Here is a 26,162-nt window from a genome sequence, read left to right on the forward strand (position 1 = left end):
ACACTACTCTTCTCTCGTACACCAGTCTCCTACACTACTCCTACACTAGTAGTGTGACTAGACTAGCACTACTAGTCTAGGGAGGTGGACTCGATAGATCGGGGTTTCCCTCGTCTTTTCCGGTAGCCATGCTAAACAAATGGTCCCGAACAGGCGGATCGTCGAACGGGTTCGGTGCTGATTGATAGGTCTGAGAACAGATAGGGTGAAAAACAGGTAGTGATCGCTAGATACCGATCGAACCGCGTTCTGCGCCGAAATGGGCCGTTATATGCGGTAACCCGTCTGACTCACGTCTGATGTGAACGTCGAGTGAGTAGTGAGACGGGGGCACACCCCCGTCGCGTTTGTAAGACCAATTGTGTGCGGAAGTACTGGACGGATACACACCTCCGCCGCGGATGTAAAATTCCGCGATCGACGGCCGTTCGAGCCCGAATTTCGCCGATCGGTCGAACACCACCCCGCCTCTTTTCCGTTACATCCGCGACGGAGGTGTGTGCGCCGTACTCGCGGCGGTTGGCCCGTCGTCATAACGCGGCGGACGATCGATGGCATGATCCACATTCGATCCGCGCGGACCGATGTGCTCTCGTTTCGAATCGTGCGGATCGGCGTTGCCGATCCTGTTCAACTGGTTCTCTCGGCCGTTTCGGCGGCTGTATAGTGGTTTTCGGATCGACGGCGGCATCGTTCGTCGCGTCTTCTCTCGTCGGTATCGAACCCGGACCCGTGACTCCACACTGAAATGCGTATCGGTTCCGTTACATCCGCGAGGGGGGTGTCCGTCCCCCGCTCCTCGAGCGGATGGTTCCGGAGATCCGTCAGTTAGAAACGCGATGCCGGCGGGTCGTTCGAATACTTACCAATACGGGTCCTCAGGGGCTGTTACGGCGCTCGAATACCGTATTTACACCCGCGATCGATCTCCATAGCTTTATTTCAATCGAGTTGGAAGGGACGGGGTACTGCAATGTCCGTGAACGACGATCGTGATCCACTCTTTCGGTACGACGATCCGGTGTTTGCCGACGAGCGGTTGCTCGAGATCACGCACCTCCCCGGCCCGGACCGGATCGTCGGACGCGACGAGCAGATGCAGCGGGTAGCGGACGCCCTGAACCCGGCTATCTTCGGGAGCGAGCCCAACCACCTGTTCATCTTCGGGAAAACCGGCACCGGAAAGTCGCTCATCTCGCGGTCGGTCACCAAGCGCGTGATCTCCGAGGCCGAGCGCGACGACATCCGGGTGAAGTACGCGTTCATCGACTGCGGCGAACAGAACACCGAGGCGTCGATCGTCAAGACGATCGCCCAGCTCGTCAACGAACCCGACAGGAGCGGGATCACCGTCCCCGATCGGGGGCTGGGTACCGGCGACTACTACAAACGGCTCTGGGAGGCCGTCGACAACTGCACCGACGTGACCATCGTCATCCTGGACGAGATCGACATGCTCGAGGACGACGAGGTGCTCCGAAAGCTCTCCCGGGCGGGCGAGAACCGCCGGATCTCGAACTCGAGCATCGGAATCATCGGCATCTCGAACAAGATCGACTTTCCGGATCACCTCTCCGAACGGGTCAAGTCCAGCCTCTCGCGGGATGAACTCGTCTTCTCCCCCTACGACGCGAACCAGCTCGTCGAGATCCTCGAAAAACGCCGCGACGCGTTCCACGACGGGGTGCTGTCGGAGGACGTGATCCCGCTCACGGCCGCCCTCGCCGCCCAGGAACACGGTGACGCACGGAAGGCGATCGACATTCTCCGGAACGCCGGCCGGATCGCCAAGAAACGAAACGAGACGCGCGTCACCGCGGAGCACGTCCGCGACGCGAAGGAGAAGACGGAGGCCGATCGATTCAACGAGTTGATCGAGGGCTCGCCGCAGCAGGCTAAGGCCATCCTGTACTCGCTGACCCTGCTGACGGAGAACAGCTCCGAGAAGGAGTTCCCGACGAAGATCATCTACAACCAGTACAAGGAGATCGCCCGCCGGCTCGATTTTGACGTGCTCTCGGAGCGGCGCGTCCAGGAGATCCTCCAGGAGCAGAACTTCCTCAACGTGATTCAGTCCGAGCGCGAGGGACGCGGGCGCGGGCGCGGCGCTCACGCGAAACACCGACTGCTCGAGAACCCGTCGATCGTCAAGAAAGTGCTCCTGCGAGACTCGCGGCTGGCGGTGCTCGAAGACGACGGCTGATTCGATCGACCGGAAGCAACCCTCGCGACGGTTCGCCGGAACCGCGGCGCCTTTTTGTCTCCCTTTCCCAGCACCAGTATGAACAGCGTCGACGCCGCCGGACTGGGGATCGGCGACGAGTACCCGCCCCGGATCATGGGCGTGTTGAACGTCAGCGAGGAGTCCCCGTACGATCCGAGCGTCTACGACGATCCCGGGGAGGCGGCGCAGTACGTCGACGAGGAACTGATCGGCGAGGGCGCCGACATCGTCGACGTCGGGCTCGAATCCGCGAACAAGCGCTTCGACGTGCTCTCGGCCGAGGAAGAACTCGACCGGCTCCACGTCGCGCTCGAGACGATCGAGAGCGTCTCCGGCGATGCGGTCTTCTCGATCGAGACGCGCTACGCCGAGGTCGCTGAAGCGGCTCTGGACGGGGGATTCGACATGGTCAACGATATCTGCGGCTTCGCCGATCCCGAGATGCCCCGCGTCTGCGAGGAGTACGACGTCGCCGTCACGAAGATGGCCAGTCCGCCGGATCTCGAACGACCCGGTGCGGTCGAGGAGACGCCCTGGGCCGAACGGAAGTCCGAGGAGTGGGCTGTGCGGGCCGACTACGTCGATCGGGTGTACGAGGCGTTGAAACAGAACGGCATCACCGACAAAACGATCGTCGACCCGGCGTTCGGCGGCTGGAGCGAGGCCCAGACGCTCGCCGATGACCGCGAGACTTTCCGCCGATTACGGGAGTTCCGCGCGCTCGGCCAGCCGATGCTCGTCTCGATCAACCGGAAGAACTTCCTCGGCGCGATCGCCGGCCGCGAAACCGAGGAGCGACTGCCGGTCAGCCTGGCCGCCACGTCGATGGCCGTCGAGCGCGGCGCGCACGTGATCCGAACCCACGACGTGGCCGAAACGCGGGACGCGGCGCTGATCGGCGAGGCGTTTACCGACCGGCGGTCCGTCAGAACCGACTCGCTCTCCGTCGCCGACGTGAACGTCCGATCGAATCGGGAACTTCGGCGGTACCTCGCCGAGCGGGGGATCGACCCGGCGACGGCTGACGACTGGCGGTCCCGCGTGCTCGAGATCGAGGGACTCGACCCGGTGGCCGGCCGCCGTCTGGCGTCGATCGCGACCGAGTCAGGGGTCGACGAGCGCCGCGTGGACGCCGATCGCGTCGTCCTGTCGGGGTCGACGACGACGCTATCGGACGTCTCGACGCGTCTGGACGGCGAAGACGACGGTCTCGATCGGATACGCGTCATACTCGCTGAAATACTACAGTAAGAGAAAGCTTATGGCGAAGGCATCGAAATGAGAGAGTGGACGCCGGGCGGCCTCCCGGGTAGGGGTACTTTGGAGGCGACCCCCGGCCCACAACTCGGAATTATTGCGGTACTACGTTGCCCAGCGGCGGCGCCATCGATCGAACCGGCGGACGGATGCCGACGCGGAGAGGCGGTACCGATCGGGTGAGCCGCGCGAACTCACACGGGAACCGACGGGACTCTTGTAGCTTCGCATCGGTGTCTTGGACGATGGAGTTCGACGAGTGGGAACCCGTGTACGAGGCGATCCGTCGCGACTTCGGCTACGACCGGACGGGCGACGAGCGCGCGCGGGACGTCCTCGCGTCCGTGACCGGCCCCTTCGACCTCGATCGGCTGTCGGCGATCGAGGACGCGACCGTCGCGATCGCGGGCGCGGGACCGTCGCTCGACTCCGAGCGCGATCTCGACCGCGCGGCCGGCGCGGACGTCGTCGTCGCAGCGTCGACGGCGGCGGACGTCCTCGAGGATCGCGGACTCGGGGTCGACTGTCTGGTGACGGACCTCGACAAGAACCCGGAGACGGTGGTGCGATTCACCGATCGCGGGACGCCGGTCGCGGTCCACGCCCACGGCGACAACGTCCCGGCCGTTCAGGCGGTCGTTCCCGACTGCGACGACGCATACGTCTTGCCGACGACGCAGGTCGCTCCCGCGGGGCCGGTTCGGAACTTCGGCGGGTTCACCGACGGGGATCGGGCCGCGTTCCTCGCGGATCACCTCGGAGCCGATCGGCTCGTCTTCGTCGGCTGGGACCTCGACGATCCGTCGGTCGACCCGGTCAAAGCCCAAAAACTGGGGTGGGCGGAGCGGCTCCTCTACTGGCTCGAGACGCGCCGCGGCGATCGGTTCGACCTGCTGGACGGGTGCCGCGACGGGATCGACGCGAGCGCGCTGCCGATCGAGTGAGATCCGGGTATCGATCGAGAATACGCGACAGGCGATCGGTGTCCACCCGACCACGGATGAACGACTCGTCAGTATGGGTGCTCTCCGCTCGATCTCGACCTTCCCGAGCCGGTGCCCGACGGCCGAGGATCGCGCGGACGCTCGGTCTCAGGTCTCGGGTGCGAACGCTTCGATCGTCGACTCGATCTCTTCCCGCGTCGCGCCGCGCGGAAACCCGATCGCGACGTCGTCGACGCCGTCGACGGACTCGAACGCGCGCAGTTCCTCGCGGGCGCGTTCGGGGGCCCCGGCGGCGCCGAGATCGTCGAGCAGGTCGTCCGAAATAGCGGCCAGCGCGGCCTCTCGGTCGCCGCTGGCCCACCTCGCGGCGATCTCGTTGGCTTCTTCCTCGTAGCCCTGCCGGGAGAGCGATTCGCGGTAGTAGGTGCCCATCGCCCCGACGTAGAAGGCGAGGTGCTGTCGGGCGAGTTCCCGGGCCCGATCGCCGTCTTCCAGGGCGCAACCGGTCAGCGAGAGCGTTACCCGGACATCATCGGGGTCGCGATCGCCGAGTTCCATCCCGCGGCGCAGGTCGTCGAGTCGGTCCTCGAGCCCCTCGGGCGTGAAGACGGTGGCGTGCCAGCCGTCTGCGAACCGACCGGCGAGTTCGACCGACTTCGGACCCATGCCCGCAGCGTCGATCGGAACGGGCTCATCGGGCGGATCGCAGCGCAGGCGGAAGCCGGCCAGCGAGAAGATGTCGCCGTCGTAGTTCACCGTCTCGCCGCTCATGACGGTCCGCATGATCTCCACGTACTCGCGGGTCCGCCGGAGCGGCCGATCGAAGTCGACGCCGTGCCAGCCCTCGATAACGGCGGGACCGCTGGGCGCGATGCCCATCCGCAGGCGTCCGTCGGCGACCTCCTGGAGGGTGGTCGCGGTCTGGGCGAGCAGCGCCGGCGATCGCGAGTAGACGTTGACGATGCTCGGCCCGAGGCCGATTTCGTCGGTCTCGCGGGCGATATCGGTGAGGACGGTCACGGCGTCGCGACCCCACGTTTCGGGGAGCCAGGCGTACTCGTAACCGCACGTTTCGCCGAGTTGGGCGAGCGCGGTGAGCGAATCGACGCTCGGCTGTGCAGCGACCGGCAGGTGTAGGCTTCGGGCTGTCATTGACGATCACGCCGCGTCGACGGCAGCGGTCGGTCTCGCACGGTCGACGAGTTCGGGTGGTGCTGACGTCCTCGACGGGTTCCGATCGGGACGCGCCGATCGTGCGAGACAGTTCCACTCGTAGACACTCACCCAACGCTATTAAAGTTGTCTGATAGTATTGCGCCCGTCGGCGCCGACTCCGTCGACGGACGGTTCGCACCCGATACCGCGATCAGGAAACGGAGATCTGCGAGTGCAGATCGGGCGGACGGGGATCGCGAGACGCGGTTTCCGAGGACGAGGTGTGCAGACACAGATCGGGCGAACGAGGCCGTTATCCGACGATTCTCGATCGGCGGCTAGAAGAGCGCGTCGAGTTCGCCGCTGGTATCCATCAGCGAGTCGAAGTCTCGGTGCGCGGTCGTGCGGATCTGTTCGGTTCTGTCCTGCGCTTCGATCGCGACCTGCTGGAGTTGCTTGATTCGCGGAACCGCCGTGACGCCCGAGAGGAGGACGATCGCGCCGACGTCGTCCGTCGGGGGGTTCGGGAAGTCGCCGCCGCGGATCTCCATGCTTCCCGTCTCCTCTTCGAGCCACTGACGGCCCCGTTCGACGCCTTTCCGATTGAGGTGGTCGGCAGGACCGGTGGCGACGACCAAGCCTCGGTCGGCACTCGAGACGTCACACGGGAGGGTGAGACGACCGAGGGTCGCCTTCCGGACGAGACTCGTCATGCGGTTGACCGACTGGCTCTCGTCGAAGTCGTCGCCGTCGATGAACGACGAGAGCAGACCGCCGCCGGTGTCGACGGTCTCGCTGGCGTAGCCGATCGTCGAGACGCCCCCGGAGAGCGTGTTGATGATCTCCGAGGAGTCGACGACGCTCTCGGCGACGTGATCGCCCTCGTCGACCTCGCCGGCGGCGAACAGTAGCCCGAACCGTTCGACGATCTCGCGGTTGATCCGATCGTAACCGCTCTTGACCGATTCGCCGGTGCTCCGCCAGACGTCGTTGTCGAAGACCAGCAGGTTGTCCACCTCACGGACGAACGTCTGGAACGATCGAGCCGCGTTCAGCGTGTAGATCCCCCCTTCGTCCGTTCCGGGGAGGATTCCGAGGCCGTAGACGGGGACGGTGTAAATTCGCTTGAGGTGTTTCGCGAGGACGGGGGCGCCGCCCGAGCCCGTCCCGCCGCCCATGCCGGCGGCGATGAGAAACGCGTCGATCTCGTGGACCGGGATTCGATCGATCGCGCCCTGGATCTCGTCGACGTCCTCCTCGGTGATCTGCGCACCGAGTTCGTTGTCGGCGCCGACGCCGTGTCCCTTGACGCGCGCCTGTCCGATGAGTACGCGGTTCCGTTCCGGAACGTTCTCGAGCCCCCGGAGATCGACCGTCGCGGAGTTGACCGCGATCGCCGATTCGACGAAGCCGCCGTCCGTCCGCTCGTCGAACGCCAGGAACTCGTCGACGACCTTCCCGCCTGCCTGACCGAAGCCGATGAGTGCGAGTTTCATAACTGTCTCACGTGGCCGTTCTCTCGGCCGACCGGCAGTCAGCGAGGACTCGCCCGTTCGGCCGTGACGTGAACGGATTCCACATGAGGACCGTTACCGAACTCGGGTATTGTTATGGGCCTCGTATACGCGGATGAAAAACTGTCGTTGGCGAAAGACATTCGGTAAAACCTGACGTTTATCGGCCGACGACGGTACCGAAATCGAGACTGTTTTAGTTCGATGATATTCACGGATGATTATCGATGGGCCCGGGTGGAACGACCGGTATATCGAGATGTCGTCTCAAAAGTAAGTCCTATACCCGATGGAGGCATACCCCGGGCACATGGACGAGGGCGAGTCGTTGAGGCCGCGACGCGAGGTGCTCGCAGGTGCAGGTGTCGTCGGCGCCAGCGCCCTCGCCGGCTGTTCGGAGTGGTTCTGGTCGCAGGCGGAAAACGCCGGCCCGGAGCAGGTGTCGCTCACGATCAAGACGGTTCCCGCGGACGACGACGTCATCGCCTCGACGATCCAGAGTCAGCTCCGGGAGAACTTTCTAGCCGCCGGGATCGACGTCACGCACGAACCCGTCTCGGAGGCGGAACTTTATCGGGACGTGCTCCTCGAGGGCGATTACGACGTGTTCGTGCTGAAACACATGGGGTTCGACGAGGTGGACGCTATCCGCGGGCTGCTCCACTCGCAGTTCGTCAGCGAACGCGGCTGGCAGAACCCGTTTCACTTCTCCGACGTAACGGCCGACGAACTCCTCGAAACGCAGCAAACGACCGACGGCGAGTCCCGCGGCACGGCGCTCCGGGAGCTGTTCGAATATCTCGAGGATACGAGCCCCTACACGACCGTCGCATTTCCCCACCGGTTCGGCGGCGCACGAGCGTCGCTCGAGGTCGATCGGCCGCCCTGTCGGACGGTCGATTACCTCGACGTGCTCTCGAATCGGGAACACGGCCCGGAGGATCGCCCGCTCAAGGTCGGCGTCTTCGGCGAGGGACTGGGACAGCGGCTGAACCCGATCGTCGTCGATCGAGTGCGGAGCGACGGCTTGCTGGACCTGTTGTACGATCCGCTCGTGCGCCGCTGGAACGGCGACGACGTTCCCTGGCTGGCCGACTCGATCGAGTGGGACGAGGAGAGTTGGCTCGGTGCGCGAGTCGAACTCCGCGACGGGCTCTCGTGGCACGACGGGACCGACCTCGACGCGGAGGACGTGGCGTTCACGTACCGGTTCCTGAAGGACACGTCCTCGGGCAAGATCGACGGCGGCCTTCCGGCACCGCGGTACCGAAGTCGCCAGACGCTCGTCGAGTCGGTGACCGTCGTAGACGGGCTAACGGTCCAGTTCTCGTTCGACACCACCGCCCGTCCCGTCGCGAAGCGCGTCTTTTCGATTCCGCTGCTCCCGGAACACGTCTGGGCGGACCGATCGGAGGTCATCGCCGAACGGCAGACGGCAGCGCTCGTGGACGACAACAAACAGCCCGTCGGTTCGGGACTGTTCCGGCTCGAGGAGCAACCGACCAACCACGAAATCCTCCTCGAACCGTTCGACGACCACCCGTTCAGAACGGGTACGGGCGATCGGCCGGCGGCTATGGACGGCTTCTCTCGGTTCGACGGAATCCGGTTTCAGATCGCCCCGAGCCCCGGCCCGCTCGTCGAGTTACTCGTCGACGGCGAACTCGACGTCACGGCGTCGCCCATCCCGCCCGATCGAGCCGACGAGATCCACGGCTCGTCGGACGTCCTGCCGATCGTCGGCTCGAGCGACGCGTTCTACATGATCGGGTACAACATCCACCACCCCGAACTCTCGAACCCGCACTTCAGACGGATCCTCTCCCGACTGATCGACCGCGAGTACGTCGTCGAACAGTTTCTCGACGGCCGCGGCGATCCGGCGTCCTCTCACAGCCAGTTACTCGGCGTTCGCGACAGTCGCTGGGAGTCGCCCACCGAGCCGAGCGTTACCGACTTCCCCGGCGCCGACGGCGAGATTTCCGCCCCGCGGGTGCGGACGATGTTCGAATCCGAAGGCTACCGGTACGAGAACGATGCGCTTCTCAAGTGAGCGTCGATCGCTCGACTCCCGACCGAGTGGCGATCGATCGACGTGCGGCGGATCCCAACCGGTCGCTATTAATGTCTCCCGCCGAGTAGTGTAATCAGCATCCCATGACGCTGGCCGGAGTCGTTCTCGAACTGTCACTCGTCGTCGCCGCGATGTTGCTCACCGCGACGTTCGCGATCGTCGGCCCTCGACGACTAGGTGTCGCAATACGCGGATTTCGCTGGCGGCTCCGGGACTGCGCGCTCCCGATCGGCGCGCTGATCGTGGTGTTGGCCCTCCGGTGGTCGACCCAGGACGTGTTCCGGCGCCTCGAACGCCGCGTGTTCGGGAACAACATCACGCAGTACCTGTTCGAACTCGACGAATCGTTGTTCTTCGGTGAACATCCGGTGACGCTCATCCAGTCGCTGCAGTCCGAGACGCTGACGACGTTTTTCGTGTTCATCTACATTTACGGCTACGCGTTCTTGCTCCTCTTTCCGTTGGTCGCCTACTTCTCCTTGCCGGAGATGGACGACCTCTCTAATCTGCTGCTCGCCTACGCGACGAACTACGCCATCGGGCTGGTGTGTTACGTGCTGTTCGTCTCTTTCGGCCCCCGAAACTACGATCCGCTGTTGTTCGAGGGATTACTCTACGACAACTTCCCTGCGTCGAGTTTTCTCACGAACACGGTGAATCAGTACACGAACGTGTTCCCGTCGCTGCACACCTCGCTCTCGATGACGGTGTTCTTTCTCGCCTGGACGACGCGCGATCGCTATCCGCCCTGGACGCCGATCGCCGGCTTCCTCGCGATCGCCATCTCCGTGTCGACGATGTACCTCGGGATCCACTGGTTCGCCGACGTCGTCGCCGGAATCGCACTCGCACTCGTCAGCGTCTACGTCGGCCAAAACTACACGGTCGAAGGGGGCATAGCCGCCGTCCGGCGACTCGTCCCGACCGCTCGCGATACCGGGGGTGAACCGGACGGCTGAAGGGGGACGGCCGCCTCGAGCGTGCCCGTGAGGCTCCTCGCCAGATCGCCGCCCGGCGAACGCGTGCCGGTCGCCCCCTTGATGGCCCGACTAGATCGTGTACCGGACGATCTCGTCCGAGCCGCAGGTCGGACACGTATGCTCCGGCGAGGAAACCGACGTCCCGCAGTGTCGGCACTCGTCGACGATCGTTCGGTTCCTGCGCTTGAGCACGCCCTCGATTGCGGTCCGTAGCAGTCGGTTCGACGACCGGTCGTTCAGTCGACGTCGATCGGTCATATCGCACCGATCCAGCATATCACAATTTGTTACGGTGTTCATACCGCGACTCTCACGGCGGCTGACCGATAGACGACCCGTCGAGCGGGTGCGACGGTACGGTTACGGGACCGCTACCGCTCGATCGAGATCGTCTGTCCGGCCTCGCTTGACCGGTAGATCGCGTCGATGATCCGCTGGACCTGTAGCGCACGATTGATGCTCTCTTCGAGCTCCGTTCCCTCGACGATCGCGTCGAAGAACGCGCGCTGCTCGGCCGTGTGAGTGTCGTTTTGCCGGGTTTCGATGGACGTGTCCTCGAGGTGGTCGGGACCGATCGTGCTCGCGGAGTGGACCGACAGGTCGCCCTCGAGCAGGTCGAACCGGGCGGCCGACTCCGTTCCCCGAACGACGAACTCGTGGTTGGCCGGCCGGTTGGTCGCCCACGCGACCTCCAGCGAGATCGTACAGTCTTCCGCACAGCGGATGAACGCGCTCGCGGAGTCGTCCACGTCGAAGCCGGCGGGTCCCGCGTCGTTGCCCCACATATCGAGGTAAGCGTACTCCTTCCGAGAGCCGAATTCGCCGCGGGCGACGCCGGTTACTTCCGCCACCGGCGGATAGCCGAGCAGGTAGAGAGCGAGATCGATCGCGTGGACGCCGAGATCGATGAGCGCACCGCCGCCGGCGATCTGCTGTCGCGTGAACCACGATCCGCGGCCGGGGATCCCCCGACGACGGACGTAGTTGGCCTCGATGTGCGAGACGGCACCCAGTTCGCCCTGGACGATTCGATTTTTGACGATTTGGACCGTGTTGGCGAAGCGGTTGTTGAATCCCACCATACAGACGCCGTCGCTGTCGCCCGCAGCGTCGGCGATTCGCCTGGCGCTCTCGATCGAGTGCGCGAGCGGTTTCTCGAGGAGCACGTGGAGATCGCGCTCGAACGCATCGACGGCGTACTCTTCGTGGAACTTGTTGGGCGTCGTGATGATGATTGCGTCGACGGTGTCGTACAATTCGGTGTGATCCTCGTAGACGTCGACGTCGTATCGGCGGGCGAATCGCGTCCGTGCTTCGGCGGCGACGTCCATCCCACCGACCAACGACACGTCGAGGTCGAGGAGGCGTTCGGCGTGGTACTGGCCGATGTTTCCGAGGCCAACGATACCGGCTCTGATGTCGGATCGATCGAGTGTCATCGGAGGTCTGTCGGGCGGGGGTAACTCATTTCAGATCTGTACACCTGATTCAGCTATACAAAACTTTGTGCTCGAACGTCTTTGCTCCGTTGCCAACGAAAAGCCGATCGGCGCCACCGCGTCCGTCCTCTCAATCCGCCTCCGTCGGGGCGGTTCCCGGTTCTCCCTCGGGAAGATCGGTGATGCCGTGGATCAGCGCCTCGCCGGTAGCCGTATCGAAGATGTGGATCTTCGATCGATCCAGCACGACGTCGATATCCTGGTTTGCCTCGATGTCCGTGTCGGGCGTGACACTCATCAGCAACTGGTCGGGCGACGTCGCGGGGTCTTCTTCCATCGATCCGGCGGCGGCTTCGGAGAGCATCAGGTAGACGAATATCTCGTTGCCCATCGGCTCCAGGACGTCGGTCCGAGCGTAAATCGGCTCCGTCGACGATTCGAGCGAGTCCGCGTACTGCGAGAGGTGGACGTCTTCGGGCCTGATCCCGAGGGTGACGTCGTCGCCGACCGTCACTCCCGGGATATTGGTCGGATCGAGATCGACGGTGAAGTTTCTCGTTTCGAGGCCCTCTTCGACGAGTTGGCCCTCAGCGAAGTTCATCGATGGCGAGCCGATGAAGCCGGCGACGAACAGGTTCGCGGGTTCGTTGTAACAGATAAGCGGCGGGTCGATCTGCTGGAGTCTCCCCTCGTTCAGGACGGCGATCCGGTTGGACATCGTCATCGCCTCTGCCTGATCGTGCGTGACGTAGATGATCGTCGTCCCGAGTTCGCGGTGGAGTCGCTGGAGTTCCGTCCGCATGTGGACGCGCAGCTTCGCGTCGAGGTTGGCCAGCGGTTCGTCCATCAGGAAGACGTCCGGATTGCGAACGATCGCGCGGGCGATCGCGACGCGCTGGCGCTGGCCGCCGGACATCTCGTCGGGCATCCGTTCGAGCATGCCCTCCAGTTGAACGATGTCGGCGGCCTGCTCGACGCGGCGTCTGATCTCCTCGTCCTCGTACGTCCGGAGCCGGAGTCCGAACGAGATGTTGTCGAAGACGTTCATATGCGGGAACAGTGCGATGTTCTGGAAGACCATCGCCACGCCCCGGTCTTTGGGTGCGAGGTTCGTCACGTCGTCATCGCCGATGTAGACTCGGCCCTCGGTCGGCTGGGTCAACCCCGCGACCGTTTCCATCGTCGTCGACTTGCCACAGCCCGACGGGCCGACGAAGGTGACGAACTCGCCGTCTTCGATTTCCATGCTCACGTCGTCGACCGCGCTGACGTCTTCGTAGCGTTTCGTGATGTTCTCGAGTTTGACTCGTGCCATGATTGTGATCTCCTTTATTCTTTGAGCGCGCCCGCGGTGAGTCCGCTGACGATCTTTTCCTGTGCGACGATGACGAGGATCGCGACGGGGATCACCCCGATGATGCTCGCGGCGGCCATGAGGTGGTAGAGCACTTCGTACTGACCCTGGTAGGCCAGGATGCCTTCGAGGATCGGCGCCCAGTTCTGCGGCTGGCCGTCGGTCATCAGGAACGAGAAGAAGAACTCGTTGTAGACGGCGATGAACGTCAACACGCCGGCGGTCGCGACGCCGGGCGCCGACAGCGGGATGATGACCCGGAACAGCGCGCCGAGTCGGGTCGTCCCTTCGACGCGAGCCGCGTCCTCGAGCCCGTCGGGGATCTGCGAGTAGAAGGTGGTGAGGATGAAGATCGCCAGCGGCATGAAGATCGCCGACAGCGGCGTCACCATCGCGAAGGGTGTGTTGTAGAGGGTGCCGTCGCCGGTGATCGGTTCGAGGAAGAAGAACTGGGTGTTGAACAGGTCGTTCAGCGGAATGAAAAACGCCGCTGGTGGGAAGAACGAGATGATCAACACGAGCAGCATGAGCGGCGTCCGTCCGCGAAACCGCAGTCGACCGAACGCGTACCCCGCGAGGCTGCCAACGACGAGGACGACGATCGTCGACCCCAGCGCGATCACGAAGCTGTTGAACATGTATCGGTGGAACGGGATGACCTGGAACACTTCGACGAACGCGCCGGGATTGAACCCGTTGGGCGTAAAGAGGATGTCCTGGAGTTGGCCTTCCGGCGTCAGCGCGACCATGAGCAGCCAGTAGAACGGGAACAGCGTCGTGAACAGGAAGAAGATCGCCGCGACGTAGAACATCGCCCGGTACACTCGCTCCGGGCTGGAGATGGAGTCCGCGACCCATTGCTGGAACGGGCCGCGATCGAGCTCGGCGTCGTCTCCGTCTATCAAGGCGCCGCTTCGCTCCGTTCCGGTCGTCTGTCCCCCGTCGGTCATCCGGCGCGCGTGCTTCCAGTGGTCCGGCACGGACCCGGCGGCCTCGCTCGCGTCGCGCTCGGAGGAGCGATCGTTCGCCATCCGGTCGTTCGGTGGATCGTTTTCGTGCGTCATCAGTAGGGCCCTCCTTCGGTGTCGCGGAAGAGCAACACGTACACGCCGATTATCAGGCCGATCACGAGTGCGGTCGCGAACGCGACGGCGGCGGCCGTCGCGAAGATGCGGGTGCCGCCGAACATCGCCTCGACGACGAGACACGTCAGCGACGGCACGGTCGTACAGCCCGCGGTCGACTCGATCAGTCCGAACACGCGCATCGCGTCCATCGTGCGGAACAGCATCGCCACCAGCAGCGCCGGCAACACGAGCGGTAACGTGATCATCTTGAATCGCTGCCACGGCGATGCCCCGGCGACGCGTGCGACGTCGTACAGGCTCCGATCGACGCTCTGGAGGCCGGCGAGGATGAGCAGGGCCATGAACGCCGAGGACTTCCAGATGTCGGCGACGAGGATGATGATGAACGCGTCGCGGCTGTTCGCCAGCGGCGCGGCGCTGAAGATGCCGAGTTGCTGCATGATGTTGGTCCCGAACCCGACTTCCGGCTGGAAGATCAGGAAGAAGATCATCCCCTGGATCACGATCGGCACCGCCCACGGGAGGATGATGGCGACGCGAACCCAGCGCCGTCCGCGGAAGTCCTGGTCAAGGACGTAGGCCTGACCGAAGCCGATGATCGTCTCGAAGAAGACGCTGATGATCGCGAACGCCAGCGTGACGAACAGCGCCTGCTGGAAGAACGGGACCCCGAGTTCGACGAACGGGAACGACCCCGACAGCGAGACGTCGAGGAACTGCCTGGCGAGTCGCGCGTTCCCCGTCAGGATGTCGACGTAGTTCTCGACGCCGACGAAGCCCCCGAGCGGATCGAGTCCGCGGGTCTGGTCCGCGCGCAACGACATGATGAACGTGCTGATCAGCGGATAGAACGCGATCAGCGTCAACAGGGCGAACGCCGGAAGCAGGAGGAGATACGCGTACGCCTCCTCGCTCAGGTTCTCCATCCAGTTGACGACCGCGTTCCCCGTCCGATCGTGTTCAGTTTCGGTTTCGCCGCCGATCAGGGTGTCCGTATCAGCCGCCATTCTGTTGTGCCACCTCCGTTTCGCTTCGTTCCAGCCGATTCGCCAGGTCGCTCATCGCCGCCTCGGGCGATTTCGCGCCGCGGTAGGCCGCGTTGACCTCCTGGTAGATCAGCGCCGACTGCTCCGGCCAGACGTCAGTCACCGGTCGCGGGATCGCGTTCTCGCTGGCCTGCTGGATCTGGTTGGAGTACCGGGCGAGCGGGCCGACGTCCTCCTCGCTGGCCTCCGTCACGAGTTCGATTTTCGGCGGCAGGAACCCCTGCAGTTCGAAGATCGTGAGCATGACCTCCTCGGTCGCGAACGCATCGAGCACCTGGAAGGCCTCCTCCTTCCGTTCGGTGTACGGGCTCACGACGAGGTTCCAGCCGCCGAGTGCTGACGCCGTGCCGCCGACACCCGGATACTCGGCTTCGTCCTGCGGAACCCCGATCGGCGTCGTCGTAACGCCGAGATCCTTGCCGAATGCGTCTTCCCCGCCGGTTTCGGCCATCGCGAACGACCAGTTCCGGTGTGCAACCGCGTTCCCGTCGGCGAACGGACCGAGCGACTCCTGTTCGGTCCACTGGACGATCGACGTCGGGCAGATCCCGTTGTACTCGTCGAGCGCGTTCGGGGCGTTCTCGTCAACGAACGTCCGCATCATCCGAACCGCGTCCACGGCGTTCTTCTCGTCGACCGTGATCGGTCGATCGCCAGCGGTGAACAGGTTGTCGACGCCGCCGAAGTACGCCCCACCCCAGCTCGTCATCGTTTCGTTGAACGTACAACACGACAGTCCCTCGTAGGTGGCCGCCTGAGTGGTGTATCCGTAATCGAGGCCGGCCTTTGCCTTCGCGTCGCTCACGGCAGTCGAGAACTCCTCCCACGACGGCGGTTCCTGGCCCCAATTTTCGGCGTTGTGACCGGCGTCCTTGATGAGATCCTGCCGATAGAGCGTGAACCCGAGGTCCGTGAACAGCGGCACCCCGTGCAGGTCGCCCGTTTCCGGATGTTGCGCCGTCCGTACCAGCATCTCGAGATACTGGTTTTCGACGCGGTTGGCGACGTCCGGAAGTTCGTCGGACAGGTTCGTCGTTTGTTCCCGCAGGATGAACGGAACCGTCCATCCGGTATCCATCATGTGGATGTCCGGCGGTGATCGGCCCGCCTGCAGCGTCGATTGGGCCTCCTGCATCCGCTGGACTGAATCGCTGACGACAGTCTGTACTTCGACCGTGATGTTTTCGTCGAGCCCGGCGTCCCACAGCGCCTGTTGCACCGATGGTTTGTCCCCTTCAGTGTGGAGAATCCCCTCGAAGTCCGTCGCACCGGTCATCACAACGGTGTTCGGCTCTCGCCCCTGCCCCACGCAGCCGGCGACAGCGATCGTCCCGCCCACCGTCGATGCTGATGCGGCCTTTACGAACGTCCGACGGGACACCCCGGCACGGGCGCCGGGATTTGTATGATCTTGTCCCATCCGACGTAACTCAATGCTGCTCGCGCCCTTAATTGGTCGGCTTGCACGAATGTAACTAACGCGAACAGTCGTACTGCCGTGGGTGTACAATGGATGCTTACTTCGTTCACGAGACGCAACCGATCAAAGATCGGTCGAACCCTCGATCTCTCGCGGTTCTACCGGAGAAAGGGAGACGAACGTGCGGAATCGCACCGTTAGGGGCAGTCGTCGGAACGATACCCGAGATCGGAAATCGGTCGTTGGCCGATCGTCGCCCGGGCCGGTATACGGACGATACTCGCTCCTCGAATTCCGATCGAGAGACGGTCCGCGTTCGGTTCGAGGGATCGTCCGTCGATCGGCGTTACTCGTCGATCGTCGGCGGTTCGTGGCGGCCGATGTGGATCTCGTGGGCCTCGACGTCTTCGAGCGCGGCGACGCGGCCGCCGACCGTGACCACCTCGCCGTCGCTGGTTTCCAGAGTGAGCGCGGCGACCTCCTCGGTGACTTCGAAGGACACGTCGGTGATGCGGCCCTTGACGATACGCGGGCCGCCGGCCGTCACGTCGCGTCCCTCGATGGTCGCGTAGAACTCGCCGCCGCCGTCGATGACGTCCTTTACGCACCGACGGATCGAGGCGTACTTGCGGGGATAGGGGCGGGCGCTGCCGTCTTCGGCGAGCGTTCGCTCTGCGGTCGTCCAGAGGACGGTCCCGAAGAAGCCGGATACCAGAAAGCCGAGCGCCGATCGGTTGAAGATGACGCCGTACCGGTCTCGATCGTCGCGGAGCGCGTCCTGGGTCGCATACACCGAGTAGTTCCCGTCGGCGACGGCGACGACGGGCGTGGTGATCCCGCGGCGGGCCCGGGCCGTCGTCGCGACGTCGAAGTACTCGAACTCGCCCGGGTCCGGCGCCTCCTCTCCCGGCGTCACGATGAGATCGACGCTCACGCCGTCGTCGATGGCGCTGCCGAGCTCGTCTCGGAACCGGGTCAGGAGTTCCGGCGTCAGCGACAGCGAGAGCTCGTACTCGGCGGCCTCGATGACCTCTTCGAGATATCGTAGGATCGTCGATCGGGATTTGACGAGGGAGACGGCCTCCGTCTCGCGGGCCGGCGCCGTGTACCGGGCCTCGAGTTCGTCGATCATCTGTTCCAGGGAGCTCTGGACCTCGTCGAAGGCTTCGGCGGGGTCGATCGCGACGACCTTCATCGGGCGGGATTCTCGCAGTTCGACGAGGCCGCGATCGCTCAGGCTCCGTACGGTGTCGTAGACGCGAGGTTGGGGAATATCAGTGCGATCGGCGATCTCGCTCGCCGTCAACTGTCCCTGTTCCAGGACGGTGAGGTAGGCGTCGATCTCGTATTCGCCGAGGCTGAATCGATCCCCGACGTGTTCGACGGTCGAGCGAAGCTCGTCTGGTGCCATAGCCCGAGACACGTTCCCGATGGATAAATGATTTATTATACACCGAGTAATACGGATTTCCGAAATTGCGTATTCTACGGCGAATTCGACGGGTCAGAACGCTTATCCACGGCCGGCCTGAGTGTGTTTCCATGCGCGGAGTCGTACAGGGAAACGAGACGAACGAGACGGGCAACGAGACGAACCAGACGGAGATCGGTGAGGCTGCCGAGGGCGTGTCCGACTCCTGGCTCATCCCGGATATCGTCCAGGAGTACGTTCCAGAGACTGTCATAGACGTCGCACTCGCGGTGCTCGTCCTCCTTATCGGCTGGTACCTCTCGAAGCTCGTCGTCCGGATCGCCGGCCGGACGGTCGCCCGCCGGATCGAGCGGCCGAGCGTCACCCGAACCGTGCTTCGAGGGGTCAGAGCTTCCGTGCTGTTGCTCTCGTTCGTCTTCGCTCTCGCGATTCTCGGCGTCAGCGGCTTCGAGATCCTCCTTTCAGTGACCGTCATTTCGGCCGTCGTTGCCATCGTGCTCGCGCCGCTGGTCGGCAGTTTCATCAACGGATTGTTCGTCCTCGCGGACCGACCGTACGAGATCGGCGACATGATCGAGATCGTCGATCAGGGTCACGTCGGCTTCGTCGAGGACATCACGATCCGCTACACCAAGATCTTCACCCTCCAAAACACGTTCCTCGTCGTCCCGAACTCCGCGATTCAACAGCGGGACGTCATCAACTACTCCGCCGAAGACGAGCGAACCCGAATCTCGGTCGAGTTCGAGGTCACCTACGAAAGCGACGTCGAGACCGCGAAACGACAGGCCGAACGGGCCGCGCGATCGGTCGACGCGGTCATCTCCGGCGGGCCGGACATCCGGATCGGAAGCGCCCGCTACGCCGCGGCTCCTATCTGTACTATCAAGAAATACGCCGACAGCGGCATCCTCCTCGAACTGTTCTTCTGGATCAACCAGCCGTACAAGCAGCCCATCTCCCGATCGGCCGTCCAGACGGCGATCCGAGAGCGATTCGCCGATCGCGACGTCGAGTTCGCCTACCCGCACCGGCACCTCGTCTTCGACGGCACGAGCGGCGTCGCACGGATGGCCGTCGAGGAGCGACGGACCGACGGGATCCGCGCCGACGGCTCCCCCGATTCGAGGGAGGGTGACGCCGAGTCGACCGATCGGTGATCGTCGGCTGGCGAGCCGGCGATTCGGAACCGACCGGAGCCGATCTTCATACGCCTCCGGCGCGTATCCGAACCGCATGTACGACGCGATTCTCGTACCGACGGACGGCAGCCGGACCGTCTCCAGAACGCTCGATCACGCGTTGCCGATCGCCGAGACCCACGACGCGACGGTCCACGCGCTGTACGTCGTCGACAACCGCATCCTCGCCGCGGCCGCCGAGGAGTCCAGACCGGACCTCGAACGATCGCTGGCGACGGCGGGCGACGACGCGGTCGCCGCCGTCAGGGATCGCGCGGACGCGGACGGCCTCGAGACGGTCGGCGAGGTTCGCCGCGGAACGCCGCCGAAGACCATCCTCGAGTACGCCGACGAGCGGGGGATCGATCTGATCGTCATCGGGACGCGCGGAAAGAGCCCGCGGGAGAAAGTGGCGTCGCTCGGGAGCGTTTCCGAGCGCGTCGTGGACAATGCGTCGATCCCGGTGCTCGTCGTACGCGGCGTGGGGGAGAACTAGCCTTCGGCGGCCGACACTCCCGATCGTCGGCCGCCGCTCGCGAAACGGTGGTCCGCCGGAGACGCGTTGATCACGCCGCTGCGCTTTCGACCGTGATCACGTCGCAGTCGAGGTGGGTCCGCAGGTACCGATCGATGTCTGGGTTGTCGGTGAAGCGCCGAAAGATCCGTCGCAGTCGACTCGCCTGCTGGGTGCCGATGACGACGACGTCGGCTTTCTCGGCGGCGACTTCGTCGAGGATGCTCTCTTCGACCAGAAAGCCCGTTCGAACGACGTATCGGGCGTTCTCGATCGGTCCGAACGTCTCCTCGACGGCGGTTTTCAGGTCCGTTCGGCGCACCTTTCGCCCGTTCTGGTAGAGGTCGACGTGCAGGATAGTCAGGGCTGCGTCCCGCTCTCGTGCGACCTGGATTGCCCGTTCGAGCGTTCGTCGTGAGTGCTTCGTCAAGGGGTACCGAACGGGGACCACGACCAGCGTCATCACGGCATCGAACGAGACCCTGCCGGGTAAACTTTTCAGTTACGGTGCGCCGGCATGTGCGACCCTCGCGCACGAGGGCGAACCCGTCCGGACGGCGGGCTCAGCGGCGGAACGGTGTTCGTCCGATTCGCAGATTCGCCCCGGAAAGACAGTCCTTTACCACCCGCCGCGGTAGGCACGCGCATGGAAACACGGACGACCGAAGACGGAACGACCGTCTACGTGGCAGCGACCGACGGCGATCGCGGCTCCGAAGGCCCCTTTCTCGTCGCTTACGAGTCCCGCGACGCCGATCGCCGATACGGCTGGTTCTGTACGAATTGCGAGAGTTTCGACAACGCGATGGACTCGATGGGGCGGATCAAGTGCAACCGCTGTGGGAACTTTCGCAAGCCGACCGAGTGGGACGCCGCACACGAGTGAGGACCGCCGCGTTCGCAAGTCGACGTCCGAGCGGACACCACCCGCTACAACCGGTCAGCGCCGCGCGTCGTGTTGGTTGCCGAACAGAAGTTATTTCCAGTCTCTCTCGAAGTACGTCCAGTAATCGGGTCCGGTAGCGGACAAAATACGATCGGTTTCCCGAACGGGTTGTCGAGTGTTTTGGATTGCGGAGAAACCTTGTCACATACTAACGTTTATGCCTGATGCCGACGTACGTACTCACGAATGGGTCCTGTTAACATGCGACTCGTCGAGCAGGCCAGGTCGATTTTCGCTGAACTGGGCTACACCGTCGAAGGCGACGGTCCGGAGTTCCGCGCAGAACGGGAGTGGAAAGTCGTTCACGTGAATACGGTACTCGAGGCCGGCGAGCTTCCATCCGGAACGGGGAAGTTCCATTGTTTCGTCGCCCGACCCGAGGACGCGGACGAACTCGAACGGCGACTCACCAGTCAGAATCCGGACTACGAGTGGGCGATTATCGTCGCCGACGGCGAGGAGTATCAGGTCGAGCGCGCTCCGCCAGGACCGCGAGCCTCAGTCTAGGATCGCACCGCCGTCGCGGCGCGGTTCCGTCGTCACTCTTTTAGCGCCCGTCGCGTCGCCGTCGCGCCGGCGCCCGGATCGACGTCGGCACCCATCTCCTCCAGTACGTCGCCGAGCGCAGTGACCACGTAGACGACGTTCTCCGGCCGCGCGGAGTGGCCCATACAACCGATCCGGAAGATCTCCCCGTCGAGGTCGCCGAGACCGCTCGCCACCTCGAGGTCGTACCGATCGAGCAATTCCGAACAGACCGCGCCGTCGTCGATCCCTTCGGGGACGCGGACGGCGTTGAGGCTGGGGAGCCAGTACTCGTCGGGGGCGTTCATCCCCAGGCCCATCGCCTCGACGCCGGCTTTCAGCGCGCCGGCCAGGCGTTCGTGACGGGCCCACCGCCGTTCGATGCCCTCCTCGGCGACCAGCCGTAGCGCCTCTCGGATCGCGTAGACGTTCGTGATCGGCGCGGTGTGGTGGTACGATCGATCGTCGCCCCAGTAGCCCTCCAGCAGGGAGAGGTCGAGGTACCACGATCGGGGGTCCGACTCGCGCGAGAGGACCTTCTCCATCGCCGTATCCGAGAGCGTGAGCGGACTCGCGCCCGGCGGACAGGAGAGACACTTCTGGGGGCCCGCGTAGGCGACGTCGATATCCCACTCGTCGACGCGCAGTTCGACGCCGCCGATCGAGGTCACGGTGTCGGCGATCACCAGGGCGTCGTGATCGTGGGCCGCGGCGGTCAGTTCCGGGACGTCGGGCTGGAGCACGCCCGTGCTCGTCTCGGCGTGGATGAATCCGAACACGTCCGGATCGTGTTCCGCGAGCGCGTCGGAGACGTCGGCGGGATCGAGCGGCTCGCCCCACGGGGCGTCGACCTCGACGACCTCGCCGCCCGCACGACGGGCCATCGACGCCATCCGGCCGCCGAAGTAGCCGTTCGTCGGCACGAGCATCGTATCGTCCGGTTCGACGACGTTGCCGATCGCAGCCTCCATCGCGGCGGAGCCGGTTCCCGAAACCGGAATCGTCCACCGGTTGTCCGTCCGGAAGGTGTACCGCAGCAGCTCCTGGACCTCGTTCATGATCTCGATGAACGACGGATCGAGGTGACCCACGAGCGGCGTGCTCATCGCCTGCAGGACCCGCGGGTGGACGTCGCTCGGCCCCGGCCCCATCAGCGTTCGATCCGGCGGGGTCAGTTCGTCGATCTCCGACACGTCGATCGAGCCGTCAGCGTCTGGCATGGTGATACGTGGTATGGGAACCCCCAAAAACGTTCACGCCGCGGCGAAATCGAGACCGACGACCGACGCGGGTCCGGTCGGGCGCGGCCAGTCAGCGTCGTCCAACGCGGGCGAGCGGAAACCCGTCGCCACCGTCGATATTCGTGGGTGCGAGTCGCTTAAGAATCCCCCGCGCCTACCCGATACGTCGTGTTCATCGGCCACGCACTGCTCGCGTTCGCCGTCGCGGCACTCGTCGCCGATCGGCGAGGCTGGGACCGTCGTCGGGCTGCCGCCATCGGCGTCGTCGCGGGCGCGTTCGCCACCGTTCCGGACGTCGACGTCGCCTATGCGCTCGTCGGGCTCGCCGAGTGGCAACTCGAGGACGGCGCGCTCGCGGCCTCGACGGCCTTCTGGGACGCGAGCCGGACCGTCCACCGTTCGGTCACACACTCGCTTCTCGTCGGCGCAATTGCGGCGCCGGCGTTCGGGTTGTTCGCGGTCCGCGACCCGGACCGCGTTCGGCTCGCTCGGACCGTCGCCGTCGGACTCCTCGCATCGCTCGCGGCGCTCTCGTTCGTCGCCGACGGTCCCCTGATCGCGCTCGTAGCGGGGCTGTTCGCGGTGAGCGGCGCGCTCGTCGCCGCGGTTGCCGCCCGGTCGCTCCCCTTCTCGGCGAGTTCGATCGCCCTGGCGGCGCTCTGGGGGCTGTGGTCTCACCCCTGGGGGGACTTCGTGACCGGGGCGCCCCCGGACTGGCTCTATCCGCTCGAAGCGCCGGCGCTCACCGCCCGGATTACCCTCCACCCGGATCCGACGCTACACCTTCTCGGCGCCTTCGCGATCGAACTCGCCGTCGTCTGGTTCGCGATCGCGGTGGTCTGTCGGCTCACCGATCGATCGGTCGTCGCGTCCGTCGACCGCAGGGCCGCGATCGGCGCAACCTACGGGCTCGTGGCGCTCGCCGCGACGCCGCCGACCCTCGCGGTCTCGTACCACTTCGTCTTCTCCGTCCTCGGCGTCGGCCTCCTTTGCGGCGCCGTTCGCGCTCCGACGCCGCTCGATCGTTCGACCGCCGCCGCGCTCCCGTCTCCCGACGCGGTTCTCGAGGTCGCACACACGGCCGTCGCTGCCGTGGCGGCGGCGATAGCCGCCTACGGCGCGGTCTATCTATTCGTCGTCGTGCCCACGTGACCCGTCGCCTCGCCTCGTTCCGGCGTTCGTTCATCGGCGAGCGCATACGCTTTTGCGAGACCAGTCGGTAGGTGTCACTGTGTCCCGAATCGGACTCGAAGACGTGATCGCGGACGGCCGACGCAACGCGGCCGCCTCGTGGCTGCTGGTTGCCGCGATCGCGGCCGTCGGCGGTAGCGAACTGGTGACGGGCGGCGTTCTGTGGGCGACGTTCGCAACCGCGTTGCTGGTCCTCGCGCTGATCTCGCCGATCGCGTTTCGGTCGCCGCTGATCATGCTCCCCTGGGAGGTGTTGCTGCTGGCGGCGCTTCCCGTGCTCGGGGTGGCGATCGGCGCCGACCGAGTGACCGGCCACTTCACGTCGTACCTCTCGGTCGCGGCGATCGCACTCGTCCTCGCCGTCGAGTTGCACTCCTTTACGTCCGTTCGGATGACTCCGACCTTCGCCGTCGTCTTCGTCGTCGTCGCGACGATGGCCGCGGCCGCGCTGTGGGCGCTGTTCCGGTGGGGCGTCGCCGGCGTCCTCGACGTTCCGTTCCCGGCCGACCACGACGCGGTACTGTGGGAATTCGTCTACTCCGCGACCGCCGGTCTCGGCGGCGGCGTCGTGTTCGAACTGTACTTCAGACGCTTCGTCAGCGTTGGATCGCGGCTTCCCGAGGACCCGGCGGCGGGTGTCGACGATGCGTAACCGGATCGACTGGTTCCCGTCCCGACGCCGCCAGCGGCAGCTAACCTACTGCATGGAACTCGCGCTGGTCGGGTTGTTCTTCGTCGGCGTCGATCGCGGGAACGTCGGAATCGTGGTCAATACCGCCGTCGCGCTGGCCGTGACTCAGCTCCCGCCGGTCCTCGAACGCGATTACGAGATCCCGATGGATCCGCGTCTCACGCTGTGGATTACCACCGCCGTCTTTCTCCACGCGTTCGGAATCGTGGGTCTCCCCGGCTCCGCGACGAACTTCTACGGGGACGTCTGGTGGTGGGACCACATGACCCACGCGCTATCGTCGTCGTTAGTCGCCGCCGCGGGGTACGCGACCGTCCGCGCGCTCGACGAACACACGACCGAAATCTATCTCCCTCGGAAGTTCGTCGCGGTGTTCATCCTGCTTTTCGTCCTCGCGTTCGGCGTCCTCTGGGAGATCCTCGAGTTCGCGATCGCCCTGTCGGCCGAGGCGTTCGGCGTCGGGGCCGTGCTCACCCAGTACGGCCTCGACGATACCATGCTCGACCTCGTGTTCGATCTGATCGGCGGCCTCGTCGTCGCGCTGTGGGGCTGGGTCTACCTCGCGGACGTCTCCGACGCGATCCGCGATCGATTCGATTCGCGCGAGGACTGACTTGCGGCTCGCTGACGCCGCCGTGTGCCGATTCACGCTCCGAAATCGACGCGCGGTTTTACGTCCCTTCGGGGCATAGTTCTCCGACATATGGTCTTCAAGAAGATCACGCTGATCGGGACGAGCACGGAGAGCTTCGACGCCGCCGCGGACAACGCCATCGATCGGGCCGAGGAGACGCTCCAGAACGTCTACTGGATCGAGGTCGACGAGCTCGGGGTCGAAATCGCGAGCGTCGAGGACCGGGAGTACCAGGCCGAGGTCACCGTCGCGTTCGAACTCGAGGAGTGATGATCGAACCGGATCGGGGCGAACCCGCGCGGCAGTCGACTCACCGATTTCGGACTCAGGTCCGGTCGCGGTGCGAGAAGAAGTAGTCGTCGCGGAACGCGCTGGGATCGGGGTTCTTCTCGCGAAACGCCGACGCCGCCTCGTCCATCGTCGAGAAGGCGACGTCGGGCTTCGACGACACGTGGTCCAGTAGCGCATCGAGGCGCTGGAGCCGGTGGGCCTGTCCGATCACCTGCGGGTGGAGCGTCAGGACGAACACGCCGCCGTCGACGTGCTCGTACATCCAGTCGAACTGGTCGTACCAGCGCCTGAACAGCGAGTCCTCGCTCACGTACCCCATGCGGTGGGGCCGCGACCAGGTGTACGTGAGCGCGGGGAAGTCGTCGCGCTCCCACGAGGCGGGCAGTTCGACGATGTCCACCGGCTCGCCGCGATCGTACGCGCCGTCTTCCGGCGCTTCCCAGCCGCCGTAGACGTAGTGTGGTTTGAAGTCGGACGTCATGATGCTCGAGTCCCACTCGAAGCCGAGGTCGAGGAGGATTTCGAGGGTGTGTTCGGAGAAGTCCCACGCGGGGGAGGCGTAGCCGGTCGGCTTCTCGCCCGTGAGGTCGTAGATCGCGTCGATCCCCCGCTCGATGTCCGCCTGCTCGGCTTCGCGGCTCTCGTACGTGGACGGACCGCGGTGGGTCCAGCCGTGGTGCTGGATATCGTATCCGCGGTCCGCCACCTCGCCGCAGATCTCCGGAAAGCTCTCGATCGTGTGCCCGGGGATGCACCACGTCGCGTCGGCGTCGTACTCGTCGTGGAGGTCGAGAAGCCGGTGGGCGCCGATCTCGGCGCCGAAGACGCCGCGGGAGTGTCTCGTCGGCATGTCCCACGAGTCGTACGACCAGAGCCAGGTCGAGACGGCGTCGAAGTGATACGAGATGCAGACGGTTGCACGTGACATACGTATTACACGACACCGATCCGCATAAGCGTACGCTACGGCAATCGTGACGGTTCCGATCGAAAATCGAAGACTCGGGAACGATCGTGCCGA

At 64.7% G+C, this 26,162-nt stretch carries 25 protein-coding genes; 13 read left to right on the forward strand and 12 right to left on the reverse strand.

Annotation, left to right across the window (positions count from 1 at the left end; all coding sequences use genetic code 11):
• Positions 1–973 precede the first annotated feature (973 nt).
• The 3 genes from MUH00_RS16880 to MUH00_RS16890 all read left to right on the forward strand — a co-directional run bounded on the left by MUH00_RS16880 (position 974) and on the right by MUH00_RS16890 (position 4,425).
• A complete protein-coding gene (locus MUH00_RS16880; RefSeq protein WP_247000581.1) occupies positions 974–2,203 on the forward strand; it encodes a Cdc6/Cdc18 family protein in 1,230 nt (409 codons plus the stop codon).
• Between the two features lie 78 nt (positions 2,204–2,281).
• A complete protein-coding gene (gene folP / locus MUH00_RS16885; protein ID WP_247000583.1) occupies positions 2,282–3,475 on the forward strand; it encodes a dihydropteroate synthase in 1,194 nt (397 codons plus the stop codon).
• Between the two features lie 251 nt (positions 3,476–3,726).
• A complete protein-coding gene (locus tag MUH00_RS16890) occupies positions 3,727–4,425 on the forward strand; it encodes a 6-hydroxymethylpterin diphosphokinase MptE-like protein (RefSeq protein WP_247000585.1) in 699 nt (232 codons plus the stop codon).
• A 147-nt stretch (positions 4,426–4,572) separates the two neighbouring features.
• Here MUH00_RS16890 and MUH00_RS16895 read toward each other — a convergent pair whose 3' ends face one another.
• Complete coding sequence (locus MUH00_RS16895) at positions 4,573–5,577, reverse strand: TIGR04024 family LLM class F420-dependent oxidoreductase (RefSeq protein ID WP_247000587.1); 1,005 nt, start codon at positions 5,575–5,577, stop codon at positions 4,573–4,575.
• A 341-nt stretch (positions 5,578–5,918) separates the two neighbouring features.
• Positions 5,919–7,076 (reverse strand): tubulin/FtsZ family protein, encoded by a 1,158-nt coding sequence (locus MUH00_RS16900; RefSeq protein WP_247000589.1) that lies wholly within the window; start codon positions 7,074–7,076, stop codon positions 5,919–5,921.
• A gap of 328 nt (positions 7,077–7,404) precedes the next feature.
• Here MUH00_RS16900 and MUH00_RS16905 point away from each other — a divergent pair, with 328 nt between their 5' ends.
• Both MUH00_RS16905 and MUH00_RS16910 read left to right on the forward strand, forming a co-directional pair.
• Positions 7,405–9,147, forward strand: a complete 1,743-nt coding sequence (locus MUH00_RS16905; RefSeq protein WP_247000591.1) for an ABC transporter substrate-binding protein — start codon at positions 7,405–7,407, stop codon at positions 9,145–9,147.
• A 104-nt stretch (positions 9,148–9,251) separates the two neighbouring features.
• Positions 9,252–10,127 (forward strand): phosphatase PAP2 family protein, encoded by an 876-nt coding sequence (locus MUH00_RS16910; RefSeq protein WP_247000593.1) that lies wholly within the window; start codon positions 9,252–9,254, stop codon positions 10,125–10,127.
• A 90-nt stretch (positions 10,128–10,217) separates the two neighbouring features.
• On the opposite strand, the gene MUH00_RS16915 is transcribed toward MUH00_RS16910, so the two are convergent.
• From MUH00_RS16915 to trmB, 7 genes are all read right to left on the reverse strand, one after another.
• Positions 10,218–10,406, reverse strand: a complete 189-nt coding sequence (locus MUH00_RS16915; protein ID WP_247000595.1) for a zinc ribbon domain-containing protein — start codon at positions 10,404–10,406, stop codon at positions 10,218–10,220.
• Between the two features lie 113 nt (positions 10,407–10,519).
• A complete protein-coding gene (locus MUH00_RS16920; protein WP_247000597.1) occupies positions 10,520–11,587 on the reverse strand; it encodes a Gfo/Idh/MocA family protein in 1,068 nt (355 codons plus the stop codon).
• 130 nt (positions 11,588–11,717) lie between these two features.
• Complete coding sequence (locus MUH00_RS16925; protein ID WP_247000599.1) at positions 11,718–12,902, reverse strand: ABC transporter ATP-binding protein; 1,185 nt, start codon at positions 12,900–12,902, stop codon at positions 11,718–11,720.
• A 14-nt stretch (positions 12,903–12,916) separates the two neighbouring features.
• A complete protein-coding gene (locus MUH00_RS16930) occupies positions 12,917–13,891 on the reverse strand; it encodes a carbohydrate ABC transporter permease (protein ID WP_247003994.1) in 975 nt (324 codons plus the stop codon).
• 113 nt (positions 13,892–14,004) lie between these two features.
• The gene (locus MUH00_RS16935) at positions 14,005–15,036 is read right to left on the reverse strand and encodes a carbohydrate ABC transporter permease (RefSeq protein WP_247000601.1); all 1,032 of its coding nucleotides are present in this window, start codon (positions 15,034–15,036) and stop codon (positions 14,005–14,007) included.
• Positions 15,026–16,495 (reverse strand): extracellular solute-binding protein, encoded by a 1,470-nt coding sequence (locus MUH00_RS16940; protein ID WP_247000604.1) that lies wholly within the window; start codon positions 16,493–16,495, stop codon positions 15,026–15,028. The genes MUH00_RS16935 and MUH00_RS16940 overlap by 11 nt, the downstream gene beginning before the upstream one ends.
• A gap of 346 nt (positions 16,496–16,841) precedes the next feature.
• Positions 16,842–17,906 carry an HTH-type sugar sensing transcriptional regulator TrmB gene (trmB, locus tag MUH00_RS16945; protein WP_247000606.1) on the reverse strand — a complete coding sequence of 355 codons (1,065 nt, stop codon included), beginning with the start codon at positions 17,904–17,906 and terminating at the stop codon, positions 16,842–16,844.
• Positions 17,907–18,037: 131 nt separating this feature from the next.
• Between trmB and MUH00_RS16950 the strand changes: the two genes are divergently transcribed.
• Both MUH00_RS16950 and MUH00_RS16955 read left to right on the forward strand, forming a co-directional pair.
• Entirely contained in the window at positions 18,038–19,087 is a 1,050-nt protein-coding gene (locus tag MUH00_RS16950; protein WP_247000608.1) for a mechanosensitive ion channel family protein, read from the forward strand.
• A gap of 76 nt (positions 19,088–19,163) precedes the next feature.
• The gene (locus MUH00_RS16955; protein ID WP_247000610.1) at positions 19,164–19,604 is read left to right on the forward strand and encodes a universal stress protein; all 441 of its coding nucleotides are present in this window, start codon (positions 19,164–19,166) and stop codon (positions 19,602–19,604) included.
• Between the two features lie 70 nt (positions 19,605–19,674).
• On the opposite strand, the gene MUH00_RS16960 is transcribed toward MUH00_RS16955, so the two are convergent.
• Positions 19,675–20,085 carry a universal stress protein gene (locus MUH00_RS16960; RefSeq protein ID WP_247000612.1) on the reverse strand — a complete coding sequence of 137 codons (411 nt, stop codon included), beginning with the start codon at positions 20,083–20,085 and terminating at the stop codon, positions 19,675–19,677.
• Between the two features lie 183 nt (positions 20,086–20,268).
• Here MUH00_RS16960 and MUH00_RS16965 point away from each other — a divergent pair, with 183 nt between their 5' ends.
• The gene (locus MUH00_RS16965; RefSeq protein WP_247000614.1) at positions 20,269–20,508 is read left to right on the forward strand and encodes a DUF5816 domain-containing protein; all 240 of its coding nucleotides are present in this window, start codon (positions 20,269–20,271) and stop codon (positions 20,506–20,508) included.
• A gap of 261 nt (positions 20,509–20,769) precedes the next feature.
• Positions 20,770–21,075, forward strand: a complete 306-nt coding sequence (locus MUH00_RS16970) for a DUF7116 family protein (RefSeq protein WP_247003996.1) — start codon at positions 20,770–20,772, stop codon at positions 21,073–21,075.
• Between the two features lie 32 nt (positions 21,076–21,107).
• Here the strand turns inward: MUH00_RS16970 and MUH00_RS16975 are convergent, their stop codons facing one another.
• The gene (locus MUH00_RS16975; protein WP_247000616.1) at positions 21,108–22,313 is read right to left on the reverse strand and encodes a pyridoxal-phosphate-dependent aminotransferase family protein; all 1,206 of its coding nucleotides are present in this window, start codon (positions 22,311–22,313) and stop codon (positions 21,108–21,110) included.
• Between the two features lie 189 nt (positions 22,314–22,502).
• Here MUH00_RS16975 and MUH00_RS16980 point away from each other — a divergent pair, with 189 nt between their 5' ends.
• From MUH00_RS16980 to MUH00_RS16995, 4 genes are all read left to right on the forward strand, one after another.
• A complete protein-coding gene (locus MUH00_RS16980) occupies positions 22,503–23,486 on the forward strand; it encodes a metal-dependent hydrolase (RefSeq protein WP_247000618.1) in 984 nt (327 codons plus the stop codon).
• Positions 23,487–23,565: 79 nt separating this feature from the next.
• Positions 23,566–24,177 carry a hypothetical protein gene (locus MUH00_RS16985; protein WP_247000620.1) on the forward strand — a complete coding sequence of 204 codons (612 nt, stop codon included), beginning with the start codon at positions 23,566–23,568 and terminating at the stop codon, positions 24,175–24,177.
• Positions 24,170–24,829, forward strand: a complete 660-nt coding sequence (locus MUH00_RS16990; RefSeq protein ID WP_247000622.1) for a DUF2238 domain-containing protein — start codon at positions 24,170–24,172, stop codon at positions 24,827–24,829. The genes MUH00_RS16985 and MUH00_RS16990 overlap by 8 nt, the downstream gene beginning before the upstream one ends.
• A 90-nt stretch (positions 24,830–24,919) precedes the next feature.
• Positions 24,920–25,120 (forward strand): dodecin, encoded by a 201-nt coding sequence (locus MUH00_RS16995; RefSeq protein ID WP_247000624.1) that lies wholly within the window; start codon positions 24,920–24,922, stop codon positions 25,118–25,120.
• A gap of 55 nt (positions 25,121–25,175) precedes the next feature.
• On the opposite strand, the gene MUH00_RS17000 is transcribed toward MUH00_RS16995, so the two are convergent.
• Positions 25,176–26,069, reverse strand: coding sequence for a polysaccharide deacetylase family protein (locus tag MUH00_RS17000; protein WP_247000626.1), 894 nt, complete (start codon positions 26,067–26,069; stop codon positions 25,176–25,178).
• Positions 26,070–26,162: the final 93 nt, after the last annotated feature.

The sequence above is a fragment of the Halosolutus gelatinilyticus genome, from assembly GCF_023028105.1.
Classification (GTDB): Archaea; Halobacteriota; Halobacteria; order Halobacteriales; family Natrialbaceae; genus Halosolutus; species Halosolutus gelatinilyticus.

Excerpts from the sequence above, each read along its gene's own strand:
- MUH00_RS16915 (WP_247000595.1), bottom strand. The coding sequence starts at position 10,406 with ATGACCGATCGACGTCGACTGAACGACCGGTCGTCGAACCGACTGCTA.
- MUH00_RS16880 (WP_247000581.1), top strand. The coding sequence starts at position 974 with ATGTCCGTGAACGACGATCGTGATCCACTCTTTCGGTACGACGATCCG.
- folP (WP_247000583.1), top strand. The coding sequence starts at position 2,282 with ATGAACAGCGTCGACGCCGCCGGACTGGGGATCGGCGACGAGTACCCG.
- MUH00_RS16900 (WP_247000589.1), bottom strand. The coding sequence starts at position 7,076 with ATGAAACTCGCACTCATCGGCTTCGGTCAGGCAGGCGGGAAGGTCGTC.
- MUH00_RS16890 (WP_247000585.1), top strand. The coding sequence starts at position 3,727 with ATGGAGTTCGACGAGTGGGAACCCGTGTACGAGGCGATCCGTCGCGAC.
- MUH00_RS16955 (WP_247000610.1), top strand. The coding sequence starts at position 19,164 with ATGTACGACGCGATTCTCGTACCGACGGACGGCAGCCGGACCGTCTCC.
- MUH00_RS16960 (WP_247000612.1), bottom strand. The coding sequence starts at position 20,085 with ATGACGCTGGTCGTGGTCCCCGTTCGGTACCCCTTGACGAAGCACTCA.
- MUH00_RS16995 (WP_247000624.1), top strand. The coding sequence starts at position 24,920 with ATGGTCTTCAAGAAGATCACGCTGATCGGGACGAGCACGGAGAGCTTC.
- MUH00_RS16920 (WP_247000597.1), bottom strand. The coding sequence starts at position 11,587 with ATGACACTCGATCGATCCGACATCAGAGCCGGTATCGTTGGCCTCGGA.
- MUH00_RS16935 (WP_247000601.1), bottom strand. The coding sequence starts at position 15,036 with ATGGCGGCTGATACGGACACCCTGATCGGCGGCGAAACCGAAACTGAA.
- MUH00_RS16965 (WP_247000614.1), top strand. The coding sequence starts at position 20,269 with ATGGAAACACGGACGACCGAAGACGGAACGACCGTCTACGTGGCAGCG.
- MUH00_RS16930 (WP_247003994.1), bottom strand. The coding sequence starts at position 13,891 with ATGACCGACGGGGGACAGACGACCGGAACGGAGCGAAGCGGCGCCTTG.
- MUH00_RS16990 (WP_247000622.1), top strand. The coding sequence starts at position 24,170 with ATGCGTAACCGGATCGACTGGTTCCCGTCCCGACGCCGCCAGCGGCAG.
- trmB (WP_247000606.1), bottom strand. The coding sequence starts at position 17,906 with ATGGCACCAGACGAGCTTCGCTCGACCGTCGAACACGTCGGGGATCGA.
- MUH00_RS16925 (WP_247000599.1), bottom strand. The coding sequence starts at position 12,902 with ATGGCACGAGTCAAACTCGAGAACATCACGAAACGCTACGAAGACGTC.
- MUH00_RS16905 (WP_247000591.1), top strand. The coding sequence starts at position 7,405 with ATGGACGAGGGCGAGTCGTTGAGGCCGCGACGCGAGGTGCTCGCAGGT.
- MUH00_RS16910 (WP_247000593.1), top strand. The coding sequence starts at position 9,252 with ATGACGCTGGCCGGAGTCGTTCTCGAACTGTCACTCGTCGTCGCCGCG.
- MUH00_RS16970 (WP_247003996.1), top strand. The coding sequence starts at position 20,770 with ATGCGACTCGTCGAGCAGGCCAGGTCGATTTTCGCTGAACTGGGCTAC.
- MUH00_RS16950 (WP_247000608.1), top strand. The coding sequence starts at position 18,038 with ATGCGCGGAGTCGTACAGGGAAACGAGACGAACGAGACGGGCAACGAG.
- MUH00_RS16895 (WP_247000587.1), bottom strand. The coding sequence starts at position 5,577 with ATGACAGCCCGAAGCCTACACCTGCCGGTCGCTGCACAGCCGAGCGTC.
- MUH00_RS16975 (WP_247000616.1), bottom strand. The coding sequence starts at position 22,313 with ATGCCAGACGCTGACGGCTCGATCGACGTGTCGGAGATCGACGAACTG.
- MUH00_RS17000 (WP_247000626.1), bottom strand. The coding sequence starts at position 26,069 with ATGTCACGTGCAACCGTCTGCATCTCGTATCACTTCGACGCCGTCTCG.
- MUH00_RS16940 (WP_247000604.1), bottom strand. The coding sequence starts at position 16,495 with ATGGGACAAGATCATACAAATCCCGGCGCCCGTGCCGGGGTGTCCCGT.